25 protein-coding genes are annotated in these 24975 nt (G+C 70.5%); 13 read left to right on the top strand and 12 right to left on the bottom strand.

The features are described 5' to 3' along the window. Positions 1–395: 395 nt before the first annotated feature. From ACZ68L_RS24900 to ACZ68L_RS24865, 8 genes are all read right to left on the bottom strand, one after another. Entirely contained in the window at positions 396–803 is a 408-nt protein-coding gene (locus ACZ68L_RS24900) for a rhodanese-like domain-containing protein (protein WP_469580347.1), read from the bottom strand. Next, positions 800–1321, bottom strand: coding sequence for a cupin domain-containing protein (locus tag ACZ68L_RS24895; RefSeq protein ID WP_469580344.1), 522 nt, complete (start codon positions 1319–1321; stop codon positions 800–802). The genes ACZ68L_RS24900 and ACZ68L_RS24895 overlap by 4 nt, the downstream gene beginning before the upstream one ends. Positions 1322–1424: 103 nt before the next feature. Next, positions 1425–1496 carry a putative leader peptide gene (locus tag ACZ68L_RS24890; RefSeq protein ID WP_309544753.1) on the bottom strand — a complete coding sequence of 24 codons (72 nt, stop codon included), beginning with the start codon at positions 1494–1496 and terminating at the stop codon, positions 1425–1427. Between the two features lie 47 nt (positions 1497–1543). Then, positions 1544–3157 (bottom strand): FAD-dependent monooxygenase, encoded by a 1614-nt coding sequence (locus tag ACZ68L_RS24885; protein WP_469580342.1) that lies wholly within the window; start codon positions 3155–3157, stop codon positions 1544–1546. A gap of 227 nt (positions 3158–3384) precedes the next feature. After that, positions 3385–4284: an amino acid ABC transporter permease gene (locus ACZ68L_RS24880; protein ID WP_469580340.1), complete on the bottom strand. Its 900-nt coding sequence runs from the start codon at positions 4282–4284 to the stop codon at positions 3385–3387. Then, on the bottom strand, positions 4281–4946 hold the full coding sequence (locus ACZ68L_RS24875) for an amino acid ABC transporter permease (protein WP_469580337.1): 666 nt from the start codon (positions 4944–4946) through the stop codon (positions 4281–4283). The genes ACZ68L_RS24880 and ACZ68L_RS24875 overlap by 4 nt, the downstream gene beginning before the upstream one ends. 75 nt (positions 4947–5021) lie before the next feature. Beyond that, entirely contained in the window at positions 5022–5867 is an 846-nt protein-coding gene (locus ACZ68L_RS24870; protein ID WP_469580335.1) for a glutamate ABC transporter substrate-binding protein, read from the bottom strand. Between the two features lie 69 nt (positions 5868–5936). Beyond that, positions 5937–6722 (bottom strand): amino acid ABC transporter ATP-binding protein, encoded by a 786-nt coding sequence (locus tag ACZ68L_RS24865; protein ID WP_469580333.1) that lies wholly within the window; start codon positions 6720–6722, stop codon positions 5937–5939. 351 nt (positions 6723–7073) lie between these two features. On the opposite strand from ACZ68L_RS24865, the gene ACZ68L_RS24860 reads away from it, so the two are divergent. Then, on the top strand, positions 7074–7766 hold the full coding sequence (locus tag ACZ68L_RS24860) for a response regulator transcription factor (RefSeq protein WP_469580330.1): 693 nt from the start codon (positions 7074–7076) through the stop codon (positions 7764–7766). A 15-nt stretch (positions 7767–7781) separates the two neighbouring features. Beyond that, entirely contained in the window at positions 7782–9176 is a 1395-nt protein-coding gene (locus ACZ68L_RS24855) for a sensor histidine kinase (RefSeq protein ID WP_469580327.1), read from the top strand. A gap of 29 nt (positions 9177–9205) precedes the next feature. Here ACZ68L_RS24855 and ACZ68L_RS24850 read toward each other — a convergent pair whose 3' ends face one another. Beyond that, the gene (locus ACZ68L_RS24850; protein ID WP_469580326.1) at positions 9206–10204 is read right to left on the bottom strand and encodes a TAXI family TRAP transporter solute-binding subunit; all 999 of its coding nucleotides are present in this window, start codon (positions 10202–10204) and stop codon (positions 9206–9208) included. Between the two features lie 126 nt (positions 10205–10330). On the opposite strand from ACZ68L_RS24850, the gene miaB reads away from it, so the two are divergent. After that, positions 10331–11824, top strand: coding sequence for a tRNA (N6-isopentenyl adenosine(37)-C2)-methylthiotransferase MiaB (gene miaB / locus ACZ68L_RS24845; RefSeq protein ID WP_469580407.1), 1494 nt, complete (start codon positions 10331–10333; stop codon positions 11822–11824). 68 nt (positions 11825–11892) lie between these two features. Next, positions 11893–12606: a class III extradiol dioxygenase subunit B-like domain-containing protein gene (locus tag ACZ68L_RS24840; RefSeq protein ID WP_469580324.1), complete on the top strand. Its 714-nt coding sequence runs from the start codon at positions 11893–11895 to the stop codon at positions 12604–12606. A gap of 103 nt (positions 12607–12709) precedes the next feature. Here ACZ68L_RS24840 and ACZ68L_RS24835 read toward each other — a convergent pair whose 3' ends face one another. After that, on the bottom strand, positions 12710–12976 hold the full coding sequence (locus ACZ68L_RS24835) for an antitoxin (RefSeq protein WP_469580321.1): 267 nt from the start codon (positions 12974–12976) through the stop codon (positions 12710–12712). Positions 12977–13410: 434 nt separating this feature from the next. Continuing rightward, the gene (locus ACZ68L_RS24830; RefSeq protein ID WP_469580418.1) at positions 13411–13818 is read right to left on the bottom strand and encodes a hypothetical protein; all 408 of its coding nucleotides are present in this window, start codon (positions 13816–13818) and stop codon (positions 13411–13413) included. Between ACZ68L_RS24830 and ACZ68L_RS24825 the strand changes: the two genes are divergently transcribed. Both ACZ68L_RS24825 and merB read left to right on the top strand, forming a co-directional pair. Next, positions 13723–14586: a threonine aldolase family protein gene (locus tag ACZ68L_RS24825; protein ID WP_469580319.1), complete on the top strand. Its 864-nt coding sequence runs from the start codon at positions 13723–13725 to the stop codon at positions 14584–14586. The genes ACZ68L_RS24830 and ACZ68L_RS24825 overlap by 96 nt on opposite strands. A gap of 99 nt (positions 14587–14685) precedes the next feature. Continuing rightward, positions 14686–15387: an organomercurial lyase gene (gene merB / locus ACZ68L_RS24820; RefSeq protein WP_469580316.1), complete on the top strand. Its 702-nt coding sequence runs from the start codon at positions 14686–14688 to the stop codon at positions 15385–15387. Between the two features lie 85 nt (positions 15388–15472). On the opposite strand, the gene ACZ68L_RS24815 is transcribed toward merB, so the two are convergent. Further along, entirely contained in the window at positions 15473–15604 is a 132-nt protein-coding gene (locus ACZ68L_RS24815; RefSeq protein WP_469580416.1) for a hypothetical protein, read from the bottom strand. Positions 15605–15782: 178 nt separating this feature from the next. Between ACZ68L_RS24815 and ACZ68L_RS24810 the strand changes: the two genes are divergently transcribed. The 7 genes from ACZ68L_RS24810 (at position 15783) to hflX (ending at position 24584) form a co-directional block, all read left to right on the top strand. Further along, positions 15783–16235: a phospholipase gene (locus ACZ68L_RS24810; protein ID WP_469580313.1), complete on the top strand. Its 453-nt coding sequence runs from the start codon at positions 15783–15785 to the stop codon at positions 16233–16235. Positions 16236–16545: 310 nt separating this feature from the next. Then, positions 16546–17484 carry a tRNA (adenosine(37)-N6)-dimethylallyltransferase MiaA gene (miaA, locus tag ACZ68L_RS24805; protein WP_469580310.1) on the top strand — a complete coding sequence of 313 codons (939 nt, stop codon included), beginning with the start codon at positions 16546–16548 and terminating at the stop codon, positions 17482–17484. A gap of 107 nt (positions 17485–17591) precedes the next feature. Further along, on the top strand, positions 17592–18032 hold the full coding sequence (locus tag ACZ68L_RS24800; RefSeq protein WP_469580406.1) for a hypothetical protein: 441 nt from the start codon (positions 17592–17594) through the stop codon (positions 18030–18032). Positions 18033–18151: 119 nt separating this feature from the next. After that, positions 18152–19045, top strand: coding sequence for a diaminopimelate epimerase (gene dapF, locus ACZ68L_RS24795; protein WP_469580307.1), 894 nt, complete (start codon positions 18152–18154; stop codon positions 19043–19045). Between the two features lie 140 nt (positions 19046–19185). Then, positions 19186–21342 carry a RelA/SpoT family protein gene (locus ACZ68L_RS24790; RefSeq protein ID WP_469580304.1) on the top strand — a complete coding sequence of 719 codons (2157 nt, stop codon included), beginning with the start codon at positions 19186–19188 and terminating at the stop codon, positions 21340–21342. A gap of 123 nt (positions 21343–21465) precedes the next feature. Beyond that, a complete protein-coding gene (locus ACZ68L_RS24785) occupies positions 21466–22920 on the top strand; it encodes a M1 family metallopeptidase (RefSeq protein ID WP_469580301.1) in 1455 nt (484 codons plus the stop codon). A 143-nt stretch (positions 22921–23063) separates the two neighbouring features. Beyond that, on the top strand, positions 23064–24584 hold the full coding sequence (hflX, locus tag ACZ68L_RS24780) for a GTPase HflX (RefSeq protein WP_469580299.1): 1521 nt from the start codon (positions 23064–23066) through the stop codon (positions 24582–24584). Positions 24585–24975: the final 391 nt, after the last annotated feature.

The raw sequence follows: 24975 nt of genomic DNA, 5'->3' as shown, positions 1-24975 counted from the left end.
TCGGGGACCGACGAGCGGCGCGAGGGGTGGCGGGGAGCGGTCTCCCTCTGTACGGAGCCCGGACTCGCCGGACGCACGGAGCGGAAGACCTGCCGGTCGGCGGGGCGCCCACCCACGGACCGGACGAGCGCCCGGATCAGGAGCGGGGGTTCTGGTCCGGGCGCGTGCGGACCGCGAGTGGGCGTCCCCGTCCGGGGCGCCCGCCCGTGCCGGGAGTGAGCGTCCTCATGCGGACGCGTGCATACGCGGAGTGGACGTCCCCGTTCGGGCACGTACGCATACGGACCGGGTGTCCGCATTCGGGCACGCGGACGCGTGGTGGGCGTCCCCGTCCGGCAGGCACGGAACCGGAGACGGCGCCTCCGAGGCGGGATGTCCCGCCCCGGGCGGCTCCCTCACGCCTCGACGGGAAGTCCCGCCGCGCGCCACGCCTGGAATCCGCCGATCAGATCCGTCGCCCGGCGCAGTCCCAGCTGACGCAGGGACGCGACGGCCAGGCTCGACGCGTAGCCCTCGTTGCAGACCACCACGATGCGCAGATCGTGGCTCACCGCCTCCGGAGCCCGATGGCTGCCCTGTGGATCGAGCCGCCACTCCAGTTCATTGCGCTCGACGACGAGCGCCCCCGGAATCAGTCCGTCCCGTTCGCGTAGTTCCGCATAGCGTATGTCCACGAGCAGCGCGCCGTCCGCGGCGGCGGCGATCGCCTCCGGAGGGCCGATCCGGACGAACCCGGCCCGGATCCGTTCCAGCAGTTCGTCGATCCCGACCGGGCCCGAACCGCCCCCACGGCTGTCGCTCACTGCCAGTCCTCCGGTCGTTCGACCTGTTCGAGGCGGAGCACCGCACCGGTACGGCTGTAGCGCCGGATCCGCGGCAGCGGCGGGTAGTACGCATGGACGGAGACGGCGTGCTCGGTGCCGGACTCGTTCAGCACTTCGTGGACATGGTGACGGCCGAACGCCCTGCCCTGCCCGGTGGCCAACTGCCGGGAACGGTCGATGCCTTCGGTGAGTTCGAGGGTCTTCCAGCCGTCGGTGGGCAGCCGGGCGGCGAGCGACAGCTCCTTGAGGGTGCCGGCCGCGGTGGTGAAGGCGCCGATCGAGTCGGCGTGGTCGTGCCAGCCGGTGCTACTACCGGGCGGCCAGCCGATCAGCCAGGCCTCGCTGCCGCCGGGCCCTTCGAGCGGGATCCAGGTCCGGCCTTCGGAATCGAGCGGGAGCGAGGCGACGACCTCGGCGTCGGCGGCGACGCGGCGGACGAATTCGAGCAGCTCCGCCGTCGACGGACCGGAATCACGAGCGGGCGCGGATGCGGGCATGCGTACAGAGGGTGACGAAGGGGCAGACACAGAGACCGTCCTGAGCGTTCGCGTGGATGCCCGGCCGTACGGCGGAGCGCACGGCGCGGCAGGGAGAGGCGATTCAGCAGGACGGACGACACACGCAGCCCGCATAGCGGACGAGGTCCATATGGACCCTCCGCCACAGGCGCACATCGGTGTCGGTCACGTTCCGGAGTACACCATGCGCGCCCGTGTCGGTCAATTGATGCCCGCAGTCTGGTCCGGGCGTACGGAGCCGCGCGCCGGTCCGCCGCGCACCGTGTCCGCCGCTGCGAAGAGCTCCCGGGGCCGGACCCCGCCGAACGACGCCACGAGGTGACCGTCCGGCCTGATCAGCAGGACGGTGTGGGCCGCCGCCCCCGGATAGCTCTCGGTCACCAGCAGTTCGCCCTTCACCGGCATCGCGTCGACAGCCGCGACCAGACGGGGCATGACACCCGCGCTCATCCAGTGACGCCGGTCCCACACCCCCGTGCCGGGCGCCACCAGGACCACGAGCAGGTGCCCCTGCCCCAGCCGCTCGCGCAGCCGCACGGTCGTGCCGTCGGGTGCGGTCACCCGTACATCGGTGACCGGCGCACCAGGGGGCGTATCCACGGATGTGTGCGCCTCGGCGCGTGGGGGCGCAAGGGGCGAGTGCGAGTACGAGGGGGGCGCACCGAGCGGGCCCTGGCCCAGATGTCCGTCGGTGAGCAGCGAGTCGTGCCCCCGTGCGCTCCCCGGGACCAGGGTCCGCAGACCTCCGCCGCCGCGCAGTATCGGCAGCGACTGGTCCGCGGCGCGCAGCCGCGCGGCGACGGCGGCCCGGCGCTCCGCCTGGTAGCTGTCGAGCAGTACGTCCGAGGCGCCGTGGTGCCAGGCCTGGCCCAGCTTCCAGGCCAGGTTCTCGGCGTCCCGCAGCCCCTCGTCGAGCCCCTGCGTTCCCAGCGCGCCCAGCAGATGGGCGGCGTCCCCGGCCAGGAACGCCCGGTCGACCCGCCAGCACAGGGCGAGCCGGTGGTGCAGCGTGTACACGCCCGTGTCCAGCAGTTCGTACGGCGGTGTCTCGCCGCACCAGCCCGCCAAGGTGTCCCGGATCCGGGTGATCAGGGCGTCCGGAGTGACGAGCTCGCCGCGCGGCGACAGCAGCCAGTCCAGCCGCCAGGCGCCGTCCGGCAGCGGTCGTGCGGTCACCTCGGCGCCCCCGGTGCGCCACGGCGGCAGCCGGTGCAGCACGGCCTGCCCCGGCCAGGGAAGCTCGGTGCGCAGGGCCGCGACGGCATGCCGCTCCACCGCCGTACGACCGGGGAAGCGGATGTCGAGGAGTTTGCGCACGGTGGACCTGGCGCCGTCGCATCCCACCAGGTAACTCCCGCGCCACCAGGTCGCGTTCGGCTCCCTGGTGTGCACCGTGACCCCGGCCGGGTCCTGCTCCAGCGTGTCGATCCGGCTGTACGGAGCCACCCGCACCAGCTCCTGCGCGGCCACCGCGTCCCGCAGCCCGCGCGTCAGTACGTGCTGCGGCAGATGGATGGGGGCCGGCAACGGATCGCCCTCGGGGGAGTCCTCGCCGAGCGGCAGCTCGCGCACCAACTGCCTGCGCCGCATGGACCGCCAGCCGGACCACCGGATGCCCTCGTGGTGGAGTGCCTTGCAGCCGAGCCGTTCCACCAGGGCCGCGGTGTCCTCGCGCAGCACCACCGTGCGGGCCGGACGCGTCTCGTCCTTGGCCGGGTCCTCGTCGAGGAGGACGGAGGGAACACCCTGTGCCGCGAGGGCGAGCGACAGCGTCAGACCGACGGGCCCGGCGCCGACGACGATCACCGGGTCCACGGGGCGGCTCCTCGAATCCGTGAAAACGACGTCGAGGACGCGAACGAAAGGAGCCGACGGCGCGAGGAAGGGGTAGGCGGCGGGGTACGTGTGGCGGCGGGAGCTGGGGGCGCGATCACAGAACGTATGCAACCTACTGCCGGTGCCTGCGTCAAGCGACACCGGAAGGCGGCGAGGGGCGGTGGCGGATCCGCCACCGCCCCTCGGGCGCACGATGCGACGAGCCGTCAGACGGCGCGTCCGTCGTCGACGACGAGCGCCGGCTCACCGCTGGTCTCCGGTGCGCCCCCGGGCGCGGTGCCCTTGCTCTTCTTGCTGCGCCGGAGCCACCGCTCCAGCCAGCTCGCGAACGATGTGAGGGCGAAGTTCACCACGAGGAAGATCAGAGCCACGATGGTGAAACACGCGATCGTGTTCGCGCCGTAGTTCGCACTCATCGGGCGGATCGAGGCCAGCAACTCGGGGAAGGTCATCATGGCGCCACCGAGCGCTGTGTCCTTGACGATGACCACGAGCTGGCTGACGATCGCCGGCAGCATGGCCGTCACCGCCTGCGGCAGCAGCACGGACAGCATGATCTGGCTCTTGCGCATGCCGAGCGCCTTGGCCGCCTCCGCCTGGCCCTTCGGCAAGGTCTCGATTCCGGCCCGCACGATCTCGGCGAGCACGGAGGCGTTGTACAGCACCAGACCGGTCACCACGGCGTACAGCGGACGCACATCGGTATCGATGGCGGTGTACTCCGCGTACACCGCGTTCGCGGTGATCATCAGGATCAGGACGGGAATGGCGCGGAAGAGCTCCACGACGATGCCCGCCGGCATCCGCACCCACCGGTGGTCCGACAGCCTGCCGATCCCGAACAGGGCGCCGAGCGGCAGCGCGATGATCAGGGCGAAGAACGCCGCCTTGAGCGTGTTCTGGAGGCCCGGCCAGATGTACGTCTCCCAGGGCTGGGAGCTGGTGAAGAAGGGCTTCCACTTGATCCAGTCGAGTTGGTGCTTGGAAGCGAGGCCGTCGTAGACCCACCACACCACCGCCGCGGCGCACAGGACGAACAGCACCGTGTACAGGATGTTGCGCTGCTTGGCGCGCGGTCCCTGAGCGTCGTAGAGGACGGAACTCATCGCTTCACCGCCACCTTCTTGCTCACCCAGCCGAGGATCAGGCCGGTCGGGAGGGTCAGAACGACGAAGCCGAACCCGAAGGTCAAGGCGATCAGGATCAGCTGGGCCTGGGCGTCGATGATGTCCTTCATCAGGAACGAGGCCTCGACGACACCGATCGCGGAGGCGACCGTGGTGTTCTTCGTCAACGCGATCAGCACATTGGACAACGGGTTGACCACCGCACGGAACGCCTGGGGGAGGACGATCAACAACAGCACCTGCGTGAAGCTCAGCCCGAGCGCACGCGCCGCCTCCGCCTGGCCGACCGGCACGGTGTTGATGCCCGACCGAATCGCCTCGCAGACGAAGGCGGCGGTGTAGGCGACCAGGGCGAGCACCGCCAGCCGGAAGTTGATGCCGTCGATGACGTCGGAACCGAGCATGACGCCCAGCGTCTGGTACAGACCCAGCGACGAGAACACCATGATCACGGTCAGCGGAATGTTCCGGACCACGTTCACGTACGCGGTGGAGAAGCCGCGCATCAGGGGGACCGGGCTGACCTTCATGCCGGCCAGTAGCGTTCCCCATATGAGGGAGCCGAGGGCGGAGTAGACGGTGAGCTGCACCGTCACCCAGAAGGCCCCCAGCAGGTCGTAACCTTCAAGAAAGTCGAACACGATCTCCCGCGCTTCCGCGTGTCGGAGGGCACGGCGCGCCGCCGTTCAAGGACGGCGCGCCCGGTCAGCCCTGCTTCACTTGACGACGTTGCCGATCTTCGGGGCGGGCTCGTACTTGTAGTTCGCCGGGCCGAAGTTGGCCTTCACGGCCTTGTCCCAGGCACCGTCCGAGACCATCTTGGTGAGCGCGTCGTTGATCTTCTTCTTGAGATCGGCGTCGCCCTTCTTCAGGCCGATACCGTAGTTCTCGTTGGTCATCTGGAAGCCGGCCAGCTTGAACTTGCCCTGGAACTCCTTCTGCGACGCGAAGCCGGCCAGGATGGAGTCGTCGGTGGTCAGCGCATCGATGACCTTGTTCTCCAGGCCGGTCAGGCACTCCGAGTAGCCGCCGTACGTCTGGAGCTGGGCCTTCGGAGCCAGCTTGTCCTTGACGTTCTTTGCCGAGGTCGAGCCGGCGACCGAACAGAGCTTCTTCTTGTTCAGGTCCGCCGGGGACTTGATCGAGTCGTCGTCGGCACGGACGAGGATGTCCTGGTGCGCCAGCAGGTACGGGCCCGCGAAGTCGACCTTCTGCAGCCGCTCGTCGTTGATCGAGTAGGTGGCGGCGATGAACTTCACGTCACCGCGCTCGATCGCCGTCTCGCGGTCGGCGCTCTTGGTCTCCTTGAAGACGATGTCCTTGGCGTCGTAGCCGAGTTCCTTGGCGACGTACGTGGCGACGTCGACGTCGAAGCCGGTGTACTTGCCGTCGGGGGTCTTCAGACCCAGACCGGGCTGGTCGATCTTGATGCCGATCGTGATCTTCTTGCCACCGCCCGCGCCGTCCGAGCCGCCGTCCTTCTTGTCGGAACCACAGGCGGTGGCGGTCAGGGCGAGGGCGAGCACGGCGGCCGAGGCGGCGGTGACCTTACGAAGCTGCATGGTGAAATTCCCTATGGTTGACGCGATGTGAGTGACCGGCCGGTCCGGTTACCGGCGGTGCGGGATCAGTCAGTGGTGAAGGATCTTCGACAGGAAGTCCTTGGCCCGGTCACTGCGCGGGTTGCTGAAGAACTGGTCGGGCGTGGCCTCTTCGACGATCTTTCCGTCCGCCATGAAGACGACGCGGTTCGCGGCCGAGCGCGCGAAGCCCATCTCATGGGTGACGACGACCATCGTCATGCCGTCCCGGGCGAGCTGCTGCATGACGTCCAGCACCTCGTTGATCATCTCCGGGTCGAGCGCGGAGGTCGGCTCGTCGAAGAGGATCACCTTGGGGTCCATCGCCAACGCCCTTGCGATGGCTACGCGTTGCTGCTGACCGCCGGAGAGCTGGGCGGGGTACTTGTCGGCCTGAGTCGCCACGCCCACCCGGTCCAGCAGCGAACGGGCCTTGTCCTCGGCAGCCTTCTTGTCCGTCTTGCGGACCTTGAGCTGGCCCAGCATCACGTTTTCGAGCACCGTCTTGTGCGCGAAGAGATTGAACGACTGGAAGACCATGCCGACATCGGCGCGCAGCCGGGCCAGCTCCCGGCCCTCCCGCGGCAGCGGCTTGCCGTCGATCGAGATGTCACCCGAGTCGATCGTCTCCAAGCGGTTGATCGTGCGGCACAGCGTGGACTTCCCGGACCCGGAGGGCCCGATGACGACCACGACCTCGCCACGGGCGATCGTCAGGTCGATGTCCTGGAGCACATGCAGCGCGCCGAAGTGCTTGTTGACGTTGCTCAGTACGACAAGGTCGTTCGCCGCAGGTGCGGCGTCCTCGGCGCCCTTGGTCACTGAAACTCCGCTCATCGGCTTCTTGCTCCGTCCTCCTCGGTTGGGAAGGACCCTAGGACGCGGTGCGATCAGCGTCATCACATCTGAGCGAGAATTGAGGATAACGATCCGGCGGCACCCGGACACACCGTGTGAACAGGGCGGCAGGCGGTGCGCCCGGGGCGTACCGGGTGCATAACGGATGGCTCGATGCGAGGGGCGGGCCCTTGACTGACGTACCGGTCATCGGAGTGGATGCCCTGGTACGCCATGACGTGAAACACCTCGGTACGGGGAAGTGACGAGAGGTGTACGAAGACGTACAGGAGACCGCACCGGAACGCCGTCCACGGGAACCGGCATCGAACCATCGGAAAAGGGGGGGGCATGAGACTGCTGCTCGTCGAGGACGACAACCACGTCGCGGCCGCCCTCTCCGCGGTGCTCGCCCGGCACGGCTTCCGGGTCGTGCACGCCCGCAGCGGCGAGGAGGCGCTGCAGGCGCTGCTGCCCGCGGACACGGAACCCTTCGGCGTCGTGCTTCTCGACCTCGGCCTGCCCGACCAGGACGGCTACGAGGTGTGCGGGAAGATCCGCAAGCGCACCTCCACCCCGGTGATCATGGTGACCGCGCGCGCCGATGTCCGGTCGCGGATCCACGGCCTCAATCTCGGGGCCGACGACTACGTGGTCAAGCCGTACGACACCGGCGAGCTCCTCGCCCGTATCCATGCCGTCAGCCGTCGCAAGCCGGCCGGCGAGGACACCGTGCCCACGCCTGTCGCCGCGCTTCGGCTCGGACACGTCCAGATCGAGCTGCCGACCCGCCGGGTCAGCGTCGACGGCTGCGAAGTCCAGCTCACCCGCAAGGAGTTCGACCTGCTCGCGCTGCTCGCCCAGCGCCCCGGGGTGGTCTTCCGCCGGGAGCAGATCATCAGTGAGGTGTGGCGCACGAGCTGGGAGGGAACGGGGCGCACACTCGAAGTGCACGTCGCGTCGCTGCGTTCCAAACTGCGGCTGCCCGCACTGATCGAGACGGTGCGCGGGGTCGGCTACCGCCTCGTCGCCCCGTCCGCGTAGAGGCGTACGTCCCAGGTGCGCACCCGGCTGCTTCCGCTGCTCATCATTCTCATGGCGAGCGTGCTCCTCGCCCTCGGCTTCCCGCTGGCCGTCAGCGTGGCCGGTGCCCAGCAGCAGCGCGTCGTCATCGACCGCATCGACGACACGGCACGCTTCGCCGCGCTCGCCCAGTTCATCGCCGAACGGACCCCCGGTTACGACGAGCGCCGCCGCACCCTGCGGAGCGAACTGGACACCTACGCCTCGGTGTACGGCATCCGCGCCGGTGTCTTCTACCGGGACGACAGCGCCATGGCGAAGGCCCCGGCCACCTGGCAGCTGCCGATCGAGGGGGAGGGGAGGGAGGCCTTCAAGGAGGCGCTCCTCGGACGTCGCAGCCACGATCCGCCGCAGGTCTGGCCCTGGCAGCGGGGCCGGGTCGTCGTCGCTTCGCCCGTCGTACGGGACGGCGATGTGGTCGCCGTCGTGGTCATCGACTCGCCCACCACCGAGATGCGCGCGCGCACACTGCGCGGCTGGCTGCTCATCGCGGCCGGTGAAGTGGCCGCGATGCTGGTGGCGGTCGGCGCCGCGATCCGGCTCACCGGCTGGGTGCTGCTGCCCGTGCGGACCCTGGACGCGGCCACCCACGACATCGCCAGTGGCCGGATGCGATCCCGGGTCGCGGCCTCCGGAGGACCGCCGGAACTCAGGCGCCTGGCCCGCTCGTTCAACGAGATGGCCGACAACGTCGAGGACGTGCTGGAGCAGCAGCGCGCCTTCGTCGCCGACGCCTCTCACCAGCTGCGCAACCCCCTGGCCGCTCTGCTGCTGCGCATCGAGCTCCTCGCGCTCGAACTCCCCGAGGGCAACGAGGAGATCGCCTCCGTGCGCACGGAGGGCAAGCGCCTCGCCCAGGTCCTGGACGACCTCCTCGGCCTGGCGCTGGCCGAGCACGCCGGGGCCGACCTGCGGCTCACGGACATAGGCGCCCTGACCGCTGAACGCGTCGCCTCCTGGCGCCCGGTGGCCGAGGAGAAGGGGGTGGCGCTCAGGGCGGACGGCTCAGCCGCCGTGACGGCCTGGGCGGATCCCATCGCACTGTCGAGCGCCCTCGACGCCATCATCGACAACGCCCTGAAGTTCACCCCCGCCGACGAGGAGGTCCGCGTCACGGTCGCCTCCGGCCGCGACGACGTCACCGTCGTCGTCGCCGACCGCGGACCGGGCCTCACCGCACAGGAGATGGAACGCGTCGGCGACCGCTTCTGGCGCAGCACCCGGCACCAGAACGTGCAGGGTTCCGGCCTCGGGCTCTCCATCGCCCAGGCCCTCCTGGCCGCGGGGGGCGGCTCCCTCCGCTACGCCGCCCACGAGCCGCACGGGCTGCGGGTGACCGTGTCGGTGCCGCGCGACAACCCGCAGGGCTGAGCGGGGCGGGAAGGGGAGCGGCCCGGCGATCAGGGCTTGACCGAGCGGTAGTAGCGCCTGGCCCCTTCGTGCAGCGGCAGCGGATCGGTGTAGATCGCCGTACGCAGATCCACCAGCTGGGCGGCGTGCACCTCGCGCCCGATCCGGTCCCGGCTGTCGATCACGGTCCGGGTGAACGCCTCGGTCATCGCCGGATCCGTACGGTCCGTGGTCACCAGCACATTGGCGACCGCCACCGTCGGCACCGCCTGCCCCTGCTGGGCGCTGCGGTAGGCGTCGGCGGGCATCACGGCCGAGCGGTAGTAGCGGGCGGAGCCGCCCGCGGCCTGAAGCTCCTTGATCAGCGGGGCCTCCAGCGGCACCAGCCGGATCGCGAACCGGTCCGCCAGTTCCTGCACGGCGGAGGTGGGCAGTCCGCCGGACCAGAAGAAGGCATCGATCCGGCCGTTCTCCAGTTCCTTCGGCATGGTGTCGATGCCGTTGGGGACCGGCGTCACATCGTCGGTGGGATCGAGACCGGCGGCCGTCATCAGCCGGTCGGCGACCAGCCGCACGCCCGATCCCGGCTGGCCCACCCCGACGCGCTTGCCGAGCAGGTCCGAGACCTTCCGTATCTCCGAGTTCCGGGGCACGACCAGCTGGATGTAGTCGTCGTACAACCGCACACAGCCCCGCAGCCGGTCGGCGCCGGGCCCGCCGCTGCGCAGATAGGTGGCGAGGGCGTCGGTGGTGGCGATGGTGAAGTCGGCCTTGCCGGTCGCCACCCGGGCGATGTTCTGCTGCGAGCCCTCGCTGGTCCGCAGCTGTATCGACACCTTCGGCAGATCCTGGGCCAGATCCCCCCGGAGCCGCTCGCCGTAGCGCTGGTAGACGCCGCTGCGCACGCCGGTGCTGAAGGTCAGCGTGCCGCTCGGCGCCGGTTTCCCGAGCGGGAGCAGCCACCACAGCAGCAGCCCGAGCACGACGACGAGGGCCGCGCACGCCTGGAGGGTGCGCCGCCGGCCGATACGGGACAGTGCCTGGAGCATGGCGGCGATCCTGCCAGTCCGTTCCGGCGATGACCAGGGCCGGGCCCCGGGGGACGTTCAGCATCGCGACCGGACCGGAGCCCTTACCCTGGACGGGTGAGCGGCAACGACGTGGCTGGTGGAGTAGTGGACGGTTTGAAAACGTACGAGGTGCGCACCTACGGGTGCCAGATGAACGTCCACGACTCCGAGCGGCTGTCGGGGCTGCTGGAGGACGCGGGTTACGTACGTGCCGCCGAGGGCTCCGACGGCGACGCCGACGTCGTCGTCTTCAACACCTGCGCGGTCCGGGAGAACGCCGACAACAAGCTCTATGGCAACCTCGGCCGGCTCGCCCCGATGAAGACCAGGCGCCCCGGCATGCAGATCGCCGTCGGCGGCTGCCTGGCGCAGAAGGACCGCGACACCATCGTCCGGCGGGCCCCCTGGGTGGACGTCGTCTTCGGCACGCACAACATCGGCAAGCTGCCGGTGCTGCTGGAGCGCGCCCGTGTCCAGGAGGAGGCGCAGATCGAGATCGCCGAATCCCTGGAGGCCTTCCCCTCCACGCTGCCCACGCGCCGCGAGTCCGCCTACGCGGCGTGGGTCTCCATCTCCGTGGGCTGCAACAACACCTGCACCTTCTGCATCGTCCCGGCGCTGCGCGGCAAGGAGAAGGACCGCCGCACCGGCGACATCCTCGCCGAGATCGAGGCACTGGTCGCCGAGGGCGTCTCGGAGATCACCCTGCTCGGCCAGAACGTGAACGCGTACGGCTCCGACATCGGCGACCGTGAGGCCTTCTCCAAGCTGCTGCGCGCCTGCGGGAGGATCGAGGGCCTGGAGCGGATCCGTTTCACCTCGCCGCACCCCCGCGACTTCACGGACGACGTGATCGCGGCGATGGCCGAGACGCCCAATGTGATGCCCCAGCTGCACATGCCCATGCAGTCGGGTTCGGACACGATCCTCAAGGCGATGCGGCGCTCGTACCGCCAGGAGCGCTTCCTCGGCATCATCGAGAAGGTGCGCGCCGCGATGCCGGACGCCGCCATCTCCACCGACATCATCGTGGGCTTCCCCGGCGAGACCGAGGAGGACTTCGAGCAGACCATGCACGCGGTCCGCGAGGCGCGCTTCGCCAACGCCTTCACCTTCCAGTACTCCAAGCGTCCCGGAACCCCGGCCGCCGAGATGGACGGGCAGATTCCCAAGGAGGTCGTCCAGGAGCGGTACATGCGCCTGTCCGCCCTCCAGGAGGAGATCTCCTGGGAGGAGAACAAGAAGCAGGTCGGCCGGACGCTGGAGATCATGGTCGCGGAGGGCGAGGGCCGCAAGGACGGCGCCACCCACCGCCTCTCCGGCCGTGCCCCCGACAACCGTCTGGTCCACTTCACCAATCCGGACGAGGACGTGCGGCCGGGCGATGTGGTGACCGTGGAGATCACCTACGCGGCCCCGCACCACCTGCTCGCCGAGGGCGCTCCGGTGGGCGTACGGCGGACCCGCGCCGGGGACGCCTGGGAGAAGCGCACGGCCGGCGAAGCCGCCAAGCCGGCCGGAGTGATGCTGGGGCTGCCGGGTGTCGGTGCCCCGGCGCCGCTGCCGGCCACGGCCGCTCCCGGCTGCGGCTGCGACTGACGCCGGAGGGGTCCGGACGGCGACGGTGGCCGACGGCGGCGGCGTGGCCACGCAGTACGCTGCCCACCATGCTTGTCGCCGCCGCTGTCTGCCCCTGTCCGCCGCTGCTGGTGCCCGAGGTCGCGGCAGGTGCCGCCCCCGAGCTCGACGCCCTGCGGGACGCCTGCGCCGACGCCCTCGGCGTGCTGGCCGCCGCCCGGCCCGATCTGCTGATCGTGATCGGGACCGCGGACCACGAGGGCCGTGGCCCGCACTCCGAAGGGGCCACCGGCACCTTCCAGGGCTTCGGCGTGGATCTAGGGGTACGGCTCGGGCGTGACCGCGGACCCGTGGCGGATCGGTCGCTTCCGCCGTCCCTGGCCGTCGGGGCCTGGTTGCTCGCCCGCGTGGGGTGGGCCGCCGCGCCGGTCGAGGGGCTCGGTGTGGGGGCGCCCCTCGAAACCGAACGCTGCACGAGCACCGGACGGGACCTGGCCGCCAGGGCGGACCGGTTGGCGCTGCTGGTGATGGGCGACGGCAGTGCCTGCCGCGCGCTCAAGGCCCCCGGCTATCTGGACGACCGCGCCGAGGCGTTCGACGCGGCGGCCGCCCGCGCGCTGGCCGCGGCGGACGCAGGGGCGCTCACGGCGCTGGACGCGTCGCTGGCGTACGAACTGAAGGCGGCGGGCCGGGCGCCGTGGCAGGTGCTCGCGGGCGCGGCCGAGGGAGCGGGTCTGGGCGGCCGACTGCTGTACGAGGACGCCCCGTACGGCGTGGGCTACCTGGTCGCCACCTGGTCCTGAGCCCGACGTGCCGCACCCCGGCAGAGGCGACGACTGACGGCGGCCGTGCGGTGGGGTCGCCGCACGGCCGCCCGTCGGTCCCGACCGGTTGAACTGCCGCTGTTCAGGAAGCGGGCGGTGTGGGCGGTGTGGGCGGTGTCGGCGGCGTACCGCCCTCGTCGTGTTTGTGGGACAGCCGCTCGACCGCGTCCCTGGCCTTCCTCGTGCCGGACTCGATCTTGTCGCTGTACTTGCCCTTGGTCTTTTGGTCGACCGTCCGTGCGGCTTTTTCGAGCCCGTGGTCGATCTTGTCCCCGTGCTGCTGCGCGAGATCGCCGACCTTGTCCTTGGCGGGGCTCAGCTTGGCCTTCAAAGTGTCCAGGAAGCCCATCGGGCACCTTCCCTGCTGGGGGACTGGGGTCGGGCGTCCTCTCCGGCCCCGTTGCCGACCGCCGCTCGGGGCAGTCCGACACAAAGGGCAAACCGTGAAAAACGCCCGCATTCACCTATGAATTCTACTGGCACGGGCGGAGATCCGCGTCGGCCGGGGCGTGCCGGCTCCCTGTCCCGCGCCTGCCCCGGGGCAGCTACGCCAAACGCTTCCTCGTCCGGCCCCGCTCTGCGGCTCGCATCAGCGCCCGCGTGAGCCGGCCCGACCCGCCGCGCCCGGAACGGGGCCGCGCAGGATCGCGGTGGCGATGGCCGCACCCTCGGCCTGAACCCGCGCGTGGCAAGGGCCGGGCGCCGATCTCGGCCTTGGGGCACAGCGGTACAGCGGTTGACGCTAAGCCGGTGATCATGGGCTTGATGCAGGTCGCGGGGGGTCTACCGCAGCTCGGCGTTCGGGTGGAGCTGGGCCTGGAGCCGTTCGCGCAGCTCGATCTCCTCGGCGGTGGGTGGCTCTCCGGGCTGGCGGATGCGTACGGGCTTGGGCCGCATCGGCAGGCCGTCGTCCGCTGCGGCGGCTTCGGCTTCGGCGAGCGCCCGGTAGAGCGAGGCGACTGAGGGCGACTTGCCCGCGTTCTTGCCGGACTTGATGGTGAGCTTCTTCGCGATGTCGGGGACGGGGACGCCCTTGTCCTCCAGTGCGACGGCGAAGGTCAGCATGTCGTCGTCGATGACCTTCGGGCGGCCGCCGTGGTTGCCCTGGGATGCGGCGATGACCTGGCCTTCGAGGGTCGTCTCCCGGATGTAGTTGCGCTCGATCTGCCCGGCGACAGCCACATCAACCACGACGAATGCGGCGCACCCGAGTTCTTCACCGACGGCGCCAAGCTCGTCTCCGTGCCCGGCGACGACAGCAAGATCGACCCCGATGCGCTGTCCGCTGCGGTACGTCGCCGGGCCGGTGACGTGCACAGCGTGCAGCCGTCCGCGGTGAGCATCAGCCAGGCCACCGAGAGCGGAAGCGTGTACACCCTGGAGGAGATCCGCCGCCTGTCCGCCATCGCCAAGGACGCAGGTCTGCGCGTCCACATGGACGGCGCCCGATTCGCCAACGCCCTCGACCACCTCGGCACCACCCCGGCCGAGATGACCTGGAAGGCCAGCGTCGATATCCTGTCCTTCGGCGCCACCAAGAACGGTGCGATGACCGCGGACGCCATCGTGTCCTTCGACCCCGAGCTCGCCACCGAGCTCGCCTTCCGCGCCAAGCGGGCCGGCCAGCTCGCCTCCAAGATGCGCTTCCACGCCGCCCAGATCGACGCCTACCTCACCGACGACCTGTGGCTGCACAACGCCCGCCAGGCCAACGCGATGGCCGGCCGGCTCGGCGACGGCCTCAAGGCTATCCCCGGCACCGGCCTCCTGGCCGCCCTCCAGGCCAACGTCCTCTTCTGCCATCTGCCCCAACACGTCACCGAAGGACTCCTCGCCGAGGGCTACGCCTTTTACCACGACCGCTGGGAGCCGGGCACCGTCCGGTTCGTCACCTCCTTCTCCCACAGCGCCGACGACATCGACCAACTGCTCGACGCGGTCCGCCGCCACACCCACTGACCAACGGCCTGGAAACTGCGGACCCGCGTTCAACACCGCCGGGCGCCGCTGGCGGCAAGCAGGCACTCACCCACCCGCACCCATCCCAGGAGCACAGCGATGAGCAAGCCCGCCACTGAGGCACAGGCAGCCAAGAGGGAGCAGATCCGCCTCGCGGTCTACTCGCACTTCGCCCGCACCGGCAGCGCGCCCGGCCCTTCAGACCTGGCGGCGCAGGCTGGACTCACGCCCGCCGAGGTGCGGCAGGCGCTGGAGGCCCTTCACGAGCACCGTGACGTGGTCCTGGACAGCCGGGACCGCGATCACATCGTCATGGCGCACCCCTTCGCCTCAATCCCGCTCGGATTCTCGGTCATGGGCACGAGCACGCTGTGGTGGGGCGGCTGCGCCTGGGACTCCTTCGCCATCCCGCACCTCCTGCACGAAGAGGCTGACGTTCTGGTCGCCACCCGCTGCCCGGCCTGCGACACACCCCATGCATGGGTGGTCGGCCGACAGAGCCCGCCCCGGGGCGAGCAGGTGGCCCACTTCCTGACTCCCGCCCACCGTGTCTGGGACGACGTCGTGCACACCTGCGCCAACCAGCGACTGTTCTGCTCGACCGGCTGCGTCGACACCTGGCTCAAGGACACGGGGCAGCCGCGCGGCTACGTCATGGACCTGGCCACCCTGTGGCGGCTGGCCCGCAACTGGTACGCAGGCCGGATGGAGCCCGGATACGTCCGGCGCGACCCCGCCTCCGCCGCGGCCTACTTCGCCGAGGTGGGACTGCACGGGCCGTTCTGGGGGCTTACCGGCTGATTCCGTCCGGAGCCGGATCGAGACCCACCGGCATGCCGCACGACCCCAGGAAGGTGTTCGCCGCCATGGTCGGCTCCTGGCTCCGTCAGTCGGTGCCGTCCTCGTCGTCGTCGGGTTCGGGTGCCTCCGGATCGCGCAGGGGCCGCAAGGCCCCTGCGGCCGGGGTCGAGGCGGTGAAGCTGTAGCGGCCGAGCACATTGAGATTGCGGCCTGACACCTCCTCGGCCCTCCTTGGCCTTTCTTGGCCTTTCTCGTCCCTACTCGGCCTTTCTCGGCAGCCTTCCCGGCCGGGCGATATAGCTTCAGCGCACATCCGCCGTATGCCCGTGGCGGAAGCCGGGCGCGCCCCGACGAACCCGCGTCGCGGTCGCCCTCACCCGCCAGGGAGGACATTCATGCGTCGGCACATCCCCGTCTCGCCGGCCGGCACGGCACTCGCCATGACCCTCGCTCTGCTGTCCGTGACCCCAGCCTCGGCCGCGCCCGCCGACAAGGGCGCGGTTCTCGCCCGCTGGACGCAGTCCGGTGCGACCAGTTATGCCGCGTTCTTCGCAGCCCGCGCCGACCGGCGTGCCTGGAGCGCGTACGGCTTCGACTGGTCCACGGACTACTGCACCACCTCGCCGGACAACCCCCTGGGCTTCCCCTTCCGGAACGCCTGCGCCCGCCATGACTTCGGCCACCGCAACTACAAGGCGGCCGGCTCCTTCGGAGCCAACAAGGCCCGCCTGGACAATGCCTTCCACGGCGACCTCAAGCGGGTGTGCGCGACCTACTCGGGCCTGAAGAAGACCACCTGCGACGCGACCGCGTGGACGTACTACCAGGCGGTCGACAAGCTCGGCTGAGGACGGTCCGGGAGGCGTTCGTGAGTGCCTTCCGGGGCCCGGCCCATCGCTTGCGGTCCCATGGCCGGTGGGGCCGGGGCCGGTGGGGCCGGCCCCACCGGCCATGGGACGGCCCGCGCGTACGAAGGCAGGCGGCGCGGCCCGATCCTGTCGACGCGGCCGGTCTTGCCTCTCCGCCTCGCCGGGACCCCGCCGCGGTCGGGTACGCGCGGACGGGAGACGCCCTCTTTTCCTCATTTCCTACTCCTTTATTGATTTCTTACGCTTGATCCCGTGAGTTTCAGGTCCGGAGGTTTGCGAGACTGGGGCGGTGAGAAGTTCAGCTCCCGCGCCGCGGGTCATCACCGTCGTCGGTCCCACTGCAGCCGGAAAGTCCGATCTGGGGGTATTCCTTGCTCAGCGGCTCGACGGTGAAGTGGTCAACGCCGACTCCATGCAGCTCTACCGGGGCATGGACATCGGCACCGCGAAGCTGACGCCCGCCGAACGCGGAAACGTTCCGCACCGGCTGCTGGACATCTGGGACGTCACCGAGACCGCCAGCGTCGCCGAGTACCAGCGGCTGGCCCGTGCCGAGATCGACAGGCTGCTCGCCGCGGGCCGCACCCCGGTCCTGGTCGGCGGCTCCGGCCTCTATGTGAAGGGCGCCATCGACGCCCTGGAGTTTCCCGGCACCGACCCCGACGTACGGGCCAGGCTGGAGGAGGAACTGCTCGAACGCGGCTCCGGGGCGCTGCACGCCCGCCTCGCCACCGCCGATCCCGAAGCGGGCCGGGCCATCCTGCCGAGCAACGGCCGCCGAATCGTCAGGGCCCTCGAAGTCATCGAGATCACCGGCAAGCCCTTCACCGCCAACCTCCCCGGTAACGATGCGGTGTACGACACCGTCCAGATCGGAGTCGACGTGGCCCGCCCCGAACTCGACGAACGCATCGCCCTGAGGGTCGACCGGATGTGGGCGGCCGGGCTCGTGGACGAGGTGCGCGCCCTGGAGGGGCACGGGCTGCGCGAAGGACGCACCGCGTCCAGGGCGCTCGGCTACCAGCAGGTGCTGGCCGCGCTGGCCGGGGAGTGCACCGAGGACGAGGCACGCGCCGAGACCGTCCGCGCCACCAAACGATTCGCGCGCCGACAGGACTCATGGTTCCGTCGCGACCCGCGGGTCCACTGGCTGAGCGGCGCGGCGGAGCACCGCGGGGAACTGCCGCACCAGGCGCTGGCGTTGGTCGAACGGGCGGTTACAGCCTGATCACGTGATGGCATCGGGAAGCCCTGCCCGTCATTTCGGCGGCCGGGACCGTGCCATCATCGAGCATCGATCGACCAGTGGAGTCCGAGTTGGGAGGGCGCGTGGCGATGGAGGCCGGCCCTCGCGACACAGAACAAGACGCACCGGACACGCCGCACCAGGCGGTACACCTGAGCCCCGACGGGCCCGACGAGCCCGAGGCGACCCCCGAGGTCGAGGTCGAGTTGCGGCCCGCGCGCCGGCTGCGCATCTGGCAGCTCGCGCCGATCGTCATGCTCGCCGCCGTGGGTTCGCTGATGTTCGCGTTCCCGCTGGCCTTCGAGTTCGGCGACGGCGGACCGGTCGTCGCCATGCTGGGCCTGCTGATCAGCTGCTGCGCCGCCGGCTGGGGGATGATGGCCGCCCGCCGCGTGGGCCACACCTGGCCCGGACTGCCGCAGCGGGGCTCGGGCGAGCGGTCCGACTGGCGCGTGATCGCCCTGTACGTCGTGGTGTGCGCCGCGCTGGTCTCCCTGGCCGTCTGGCGCGTGGCACGGCTGCGCCACTGACGGACGGAGCGCCTCGCCGGGCTGCCGTCCGGCCGCCGCGACGCTCCGTCCCCCACCGTCGTGCGCCGTCGCGCGGCCCGCTTTCGTCGGCTGCCCGTCGCTCCTCGTACAGTTGCCCTGTGAGCACCTCCCAGATCGCCTTCCTCAAGGGACACGGCACCGAGAACGACTTCGTGATCGTTCCCGACCCGGACAACGCCGTCGACCTGCCCGCCTCCGTCGTCGCGCGGCTGTGCGACCGCCGGGCCGGCATCGGTGGTGACGGACTGCTGCATGCCGTACGGTCCGCCGCGCACCCGGAGGCGCGGGCCATGGCGGGTGAGGCCGAGTGGTTCATGGACTATCGCAACGCCGACGGTTCGATCGCCGAGATGTGCGGCAACGGCGTACGTGTCTTCGCCCGCTTTCTGCAGCGCGCCGGGTACGTCGAGGAGGGCGATCTCACCCTCGCGACCCGCGGCGGCGTGAAGAAGGTGCACATCGCCAAGGGCGGCGACGTCACGGTCTCCATGGGCCGCGCCACCCTCCCCGAGGACGGCGTCACGGTCAGCCTGGACGGCCGCAGCTGGGACGCCCGCAACGTGAACATGGGCAATCCGCACGCGGTCGCCTTCGTGGACGACCTCGCGCACGCCGGTGATCTGCTCGCCGTACCGCCGTACAGTCCCGCGGCCGTCTACCCCGACGGCGTCAACATCGAATTCGTCGTGGACCGCGGACCGCGCCATGTCGGGATGCGGGTCCATGAGCGCGGCTCGGGCGAGACCCGCTCCTGCGGGACGGGCGCCTGCGCCGTGGCCGTCGCCGCCGCCCGCAGGGACGGCGCCGACCCCGCGGAGACCGGCGCCCCGGTCACGTACAGGGTCGATGTGCCCGGCGGCACCCTCGTGATCACCGAGCGGCCGGACGGCGAGATCGAGATGACCGGAGCCGCCGAGATCGTCGCCGAAGGCTCGATCGACCGGGCCTGGCTCGAAACGCTGATCCCGCATGATCCAAACGAGAGGCCCTAGACCTTCGCTCGAATGGGTGATCCGTTTCACGCTGAGCGAGAGCCGGACTCCGCCACGTGGTGGGCTCGGTAGCATCAAGCACCGGCCCGGAGGCGCGACCGCCCCTCCCCACCGCCGGTCGACGCTGCCGGAGGTGCCCCATGAGCGCAGAGGCCACCAACCCAGACGCTCCCATCCGCAGGCGGGGCCGTCCCCGGATCGATCTCCGCAGGCTCGGCCGCGTCGCGCTGCTCGGCCCCGTCTCGCGTGACCGGCTGCCCGACGCGATCGGCCATGTCGCCGAGGCCCACCGGGCCCACCATCCCGACGCCGACCTCTCCATCCTGCACAGGGCCTACGTGCTCGCGGAGTCCTCGCACCGAGGACAGATGCGCAAGAGCGGTGAGCCGTACATCACGCACCCGCTCGCCGTCACGCTGATCCTCGCCGAGCTCGGCGCCGAGACAACGACGCTCACCGCCTCCCTGCTCCACGACACGGTCGAGGACACCGACGTGACCCTCGATCAGGTGCGGGAGCAGTTCGGCAAAGAGGTCTGCTACCTCGTCGACGGCGTCACCAAACTCGAAAAGGTCGACTACGGAGCGGCGGCCGAACCCGAGACCTTCCGCAAGATGCTGGTCGCCACCGGGGACGACGTCCGGGTGATGTCGATCAAGCTCGCCGACCGGCTGCACAACATGCGCACCCTCGGCGTGATGCGCCCCGAGAAACAGGTCAGGATCGCCAAGGTCACCCGTGACGTGCTGATCCCGCTGGCGGAACGGCTCGGCGTACAGGCTCTCAAGACCGAGCTGGAGGACCTCGTCTTCGCGATCCTCCGCCCCGAGGAGTACGCAGACACCCGCGCACTGATCGCCGCCGCGTCGGCGCGGCGGGACGCCTCCGCCGCCGCGGCCGTCCGGGACCCGCTCGCGGTTGTCGCCGAGAGCGTGGCGACGGTGCTGCGGGAGGCGGACATCCCCGCGGAAGTCCTCATCAGGCCACGCCACTTCGTCTCCGTGCACCGGGTCAGGATCAAACGCGGCGAACTGCGCGGCACCGACTTCGGCCGCCTGCTGGTGCTCGTCGGTGACGACGCCGACTGCTACGCCGTGCTCGGCGAACTGCACACCTGTTTCACCCCGGTCATCTCCGAGTTCAAGGACTTCATCGCAGCACCCAAGTTCAACCTGTACCAGTCACTGCACACCGCGGTCGTGGGCCCCGACGGGGCGGTCGCCGAAGTCCTCATCCGTACGCACCGGATGCACAAGGTCGCCGAGGCGGGTGTCATCGCCCTCGGCAACCCGTACGCCTCGGACAGCGCCTTCGGCACCCAGGCCGTCGAGCCCGCGGAGGGTGAGCGCGCCGACCCGACCCGGCCCGGCTGGCTCTCCAGGCTCCTCCAGTGGCAGCAGTCCGCCCCGGACCCCGACACCTTCTGGACCACGCTCCGCGCCGACCTCGCCCAGGACCGCGAGATCACGGTCTTCCGCACGGACGGCGGCACGCTCGGGCTGCCCGCCGGAGCCAGCTGCGTCGACGCCGCCTACGCGCAGTACGGCGACGAGGCGCACCGTTGCATCGGCGCCCGGGTCAACGGCCGGCTCGCCACCCTAGGCACCGTGCTGAGCGACGGCGACACCGTGCAACCGCTGCTCGCCGAGGACTCCGCCTCCGGTCCGTCGCCCGACTGGCTCGACCACGCCCGCACCCCCGCCGCCCGCATCGCCATCACCGGCTGGCTGGACGCCCACCCCGAGGATCCCCAGGGCCCGCACGGCAGCAGTCCCGCGGAGCCCAGGTCCGAGCCGCAGCCGAAGGAAACCGGCGACCCCGGGGGTGACAGGGCCGAGGCCCGTGCCGCGAGCGCCGTGGCGGACCGGCCGGACGCCGACGTACGACTCGCGGGCTGCTGCACGCCCGTACCCCCCGACGCCGTCACCGGATTCGTCGTGCGCGGCGGCGCCGTCACCGTGCACCGGCTGGAGTGTCCCGAGGTGTCCCGGATGCGGTCCGTCGGCCGGGTGCCGGTCGGGGTGAGCTGGGGGGACACGGCCGGCTGCCGCGTCACCCTGGTCGCCGAGTCCTTCGGACGGGCCCGGCTGCTCGCCGATCTCACCGAGGCGATCGCGACGGCGGACGCGGCGATCATCTCCGCCACCGTCGAACCACCCAGCGAACAGCGCGTCCGGCACACCTACACCCTGCAGCTCGCCGACGCCGCCGGACTGCCGGCGCTGATGCGCGCGATGCGTGACGTACCCGGGGTGTACGACGTGAGCCGCGCCCAGCACCCCGCCGCCGTCGTCTGACGCCCGCCGCCGTCCGACCCTGCCCCGCAGTCATCTGCCTGGTGCTGTGGCCGGACGATCTCGTTCGAGTGGCGCGGCGCGCGCCGCGCCTGCTCGGGCGGGAGTCGCTGGTAGCGGTAGTTCATGCCGTTCATCTCCCGCCGTCTGCGGGCCGCTCTGCTGGCCACCGCATCGGCCACCCTCGTTGCCGCCGCCCTCCCCTCACCCGTGCCGCTCGGTATCGGCGATCCGCTCTTCCCGCACCTCGGCAACCCCGGGTACGACGTCCTCTCGTACGACATCGGGCTGACCTACCGCGGCAGCAACAGCAAGCCGCTGGACGCCGTCACCACGATCGACGCGCGGACCACCGAGCCGCTGGACCGGATCAACCTCGACTTCACCCGCGGCAAGGTCCGCGAGGTCGAGGTCAATGGACTGCGGGCCGACTTCGCGACGGCCGACGAGGATCTGGTCATCCGGCCCTCCGGCCGGCTCCCGGCCGGAGTGCCGCTGCGCATCACCGTCCGGCACACCAGTGACCCGAGCGGGAAGAAGGACAGCGGCGGCTGGGTGCGCACCGCCGACGGTCTGGCCATGGCCAATCAGGCGGACGCCGCGCACCGGGTCTTCCCCAGCAACGACCACCCGGCCGACAAGGCGTACTTCACCTTCCGGATCACCGCGCCCAAGGATTTCACCGTGGTGGCCAACGGTCTGCCCACCGGCACGGCCCGGCACGGAGCCGAGACCACCTGGACCTACCGGACCGAGCACCCCATGGCCACCGAACTGGCCCAGGTCACCATCGGCCGCTCCACCGTCCTGCGACGCACCGGACCGCACGGTCTGCCGGTCCGCGACGTGGTGCCGAGCGCCGACCGCAAGCGCCTGGAGCACTGGCTCGGCAAGACGCCCGCGCAGTTGGAATGGATGGAGCGGCAGGTCGGCCGCTACCCCTTCGAGACGTACGGACTTCTGGTCGCCGACACGGACACCGGCTTCGAGCTGGAGACCCAGACGCTCTCGCTCTTCGAACGGTCCCTGTTCACCCGGACCGCCTACCCCGAGTGGTACGTCGACTCGATCATGGTGCACGAACTGACCCACCAGTGGTTCGGCGACAGCGTCTCGCCGCGTACCTGGTCCGACCTGTGGCTCAACGAGGGACATGCCACCTGGTACGAGGCCCGTTACGCCGAGGAGCACGCCGGTAAGAAGCTGGAGAGCCGCATGCGTGAGGCCTACGCCAGGTCCGACGGCTGGCGCGCCGCGGGCGGCCCGCCGGCCCGCCCCGACACGCCGGCGCCCGGACAGAAGCTCAGCCTGTTCCGGCCGGTGGTCTACGACGGCAGTGCGCTGGTCCTCTACGCGCTGCGCCAGGAGATCGGCGAGAACGCCTTCGACCTGCTGGAGCGGAGCTGGGTGAGGAAGCACCGGGACTCCAACGCCGCCACCGCGGACTTCGTCCGACTGGCCTCGCAGACCGCGGGGCGCGACCTCACCCCGTTCCTCGACGGCTGGCTGTACGGCAAGAAGACCCCGCCGATGCCGGGGCACCCGGACTGGCACAGCGCCGAGCCCGCAGGACAGCGGTAAACCCGGGTGACGGGCCCGGCGGACCATGCCACTATCGACGAGTCGCCGCGGCGGCCGGACCGGTGGTTCCCTACGGTGGGAATCATCGGGAGAGGTCACGCGTTGTGACTGATGTATCGGACTTTCATCGACGTAAGGATCCAATGACCTCCTCTTCTTCCTTTCCCCAGGACGCGCACGACGCGCAGAGCGCTACGGAGAATGTCACCGAGAGCCTCACAGAGAGCCTTCGGGCCGACGCCCTGATGGAAGAGGACGTCGCCTGGAGCCACGAGATCGACGGAGAGCGGGACGGCGAGCAGTTCGACCGCTCCGAGCGTGCGGCGCTGCGGCGAGTGGCCGGCCTCTCCACAGAGCTTGAGGACGTCACCGAGGTCGAGTACCGACAGCTGCGCCTGGAGCGTGTGGTGCTGGTCGGCGTCTGGACCTCGGGGACCGTGCAGGACGCGGAGAATTCCCTCGCGGAGCTGGCGGCACTCGCGGAGACGGCGGGCGCCCAGGTGCTCGACGCCGTCTTCCAGCGCCGCGACAAGCCCGACCCGGCCACCTACATCGGCTCGGGCAAGGCGCTGGAGCTGCGCGACATCGTCCTCGAATCCGGGGCCGACACCGTCGTCTGCGACGGTGAGCTGAGCCCCGGGCAGCTGATCCATCTGGAAGACGTCGTCAAGGTCAAGGTGGTCGACCGGACCGCTCTGATCCTCGACATCTTCGCCCAGCACGCCAAGTCCCGAGAGGGCAAGGCGCAGGTCTCGCTGGCACAGATGCAGTACATGCTGCCGCGGCTGCGCGGCTGGGGCCAGTCGCTCTCCCGTCAGATGGGCGGCGGCGGTTCCAGCGGCGGCGGTGGCATGGCCACCCGTGGCCCCGGTGAGACCAAGATCGAGACGGACCGGCGTCGGATTCGCGAGAAGATGGCGAAGATGCGCCGGGAGATCGCGGAGATGAAGACCGGCCGCGAGATCAAGCGCCAGGAGCGCAAGCGCAACAAGGTGCCGTCGGTCGCCATCGCCGGCTACACCAACGCGGGCAAGTCCTCGCTGCTCAACCGCCTGACCGGGGCCGGTGTCCTGGTGGAGAACGCGCTGTTCGCCACGCTGGACCCGACCGTGCGCCGGGCCGAGACGCCGAGCGGCCGGATCTACACCCTGGCCGACACCGTCGGGTTCGTACGGCATCTGCCGCACCACCTCGTCGAGGCGTTCCGCTCCACCATGGAGGAGGTCGGTGAATCCGACCTGATCCTGCATGTGGTGGACGGCTCCCACCCGGTGCCGGAGGAACAGCTCGCCGCGGTGCGCGAGGTGATCCGCGAGGTGGGTGCGGTGGACGTACCCGAGGTCGTGGTCATCAACAAGGCGGACGCGGCCGATCCGCTGGTGCTGCAGCGGCTGCTGCGCATCGAGAAGCACGCGATCGCGGTCTCGGCGCGTACGGGTGTCGGAATCGACGAGCTGCTGGCGCTCATCGACAGCGAACTGCCCCGGCCGTCGGTCGAGATCGAGGCGCTCGTGCCGTACACCCGGGGCGGGCTCGTTTCCCGGGCGCATGCCGAGGGCGAGGTGATCTCCGAGGAGCACACGTCGGAGGGCACCCTGCTCAAGGCGCGGGTCCATGAGGAACTGGCAGCCGACCTCTCCGCGTACGTGCCCGTGGCGCACTGACCGCGACACGGCACGGCTCCGTACGGACCGAAGGCCCGCTCCCTCGTTCGGGAGCGGGCCTTCGGGCGTCCTTCGTGCCGGTGGCCGTCACCGCGCGCCGAACTTGCGAGGCCGGTCGCGGCGAGGAGCGGACGTATGGATCGCATGGAGGGGAATCCCCTGAAAAGTGAAAATGTCATGGACTTGTCATGCGAAGCGGTGGCCGGACCCATGGCCACCGCGCATGCAGGCCCACCCTATGACGGCGTGGACCACGCTCCTCGCCACGGAAGAACGGGCCGCACGGGCCGCGGGCGGCCCGTGGCCACCACCCGACGGCAAGGGCTCCCGGCGGGCGATTGCCGCACCGGGAGCCCCTGATGGTTCGTCATCCGTCAGCCGGAAGCGCCGG

The organism is Streptomyces sp. NPDC104309 (genome assembly GCF_055584025.1).
This window is presented reverse-complemented; position numbering and strand designations above follow the sequence as displayed.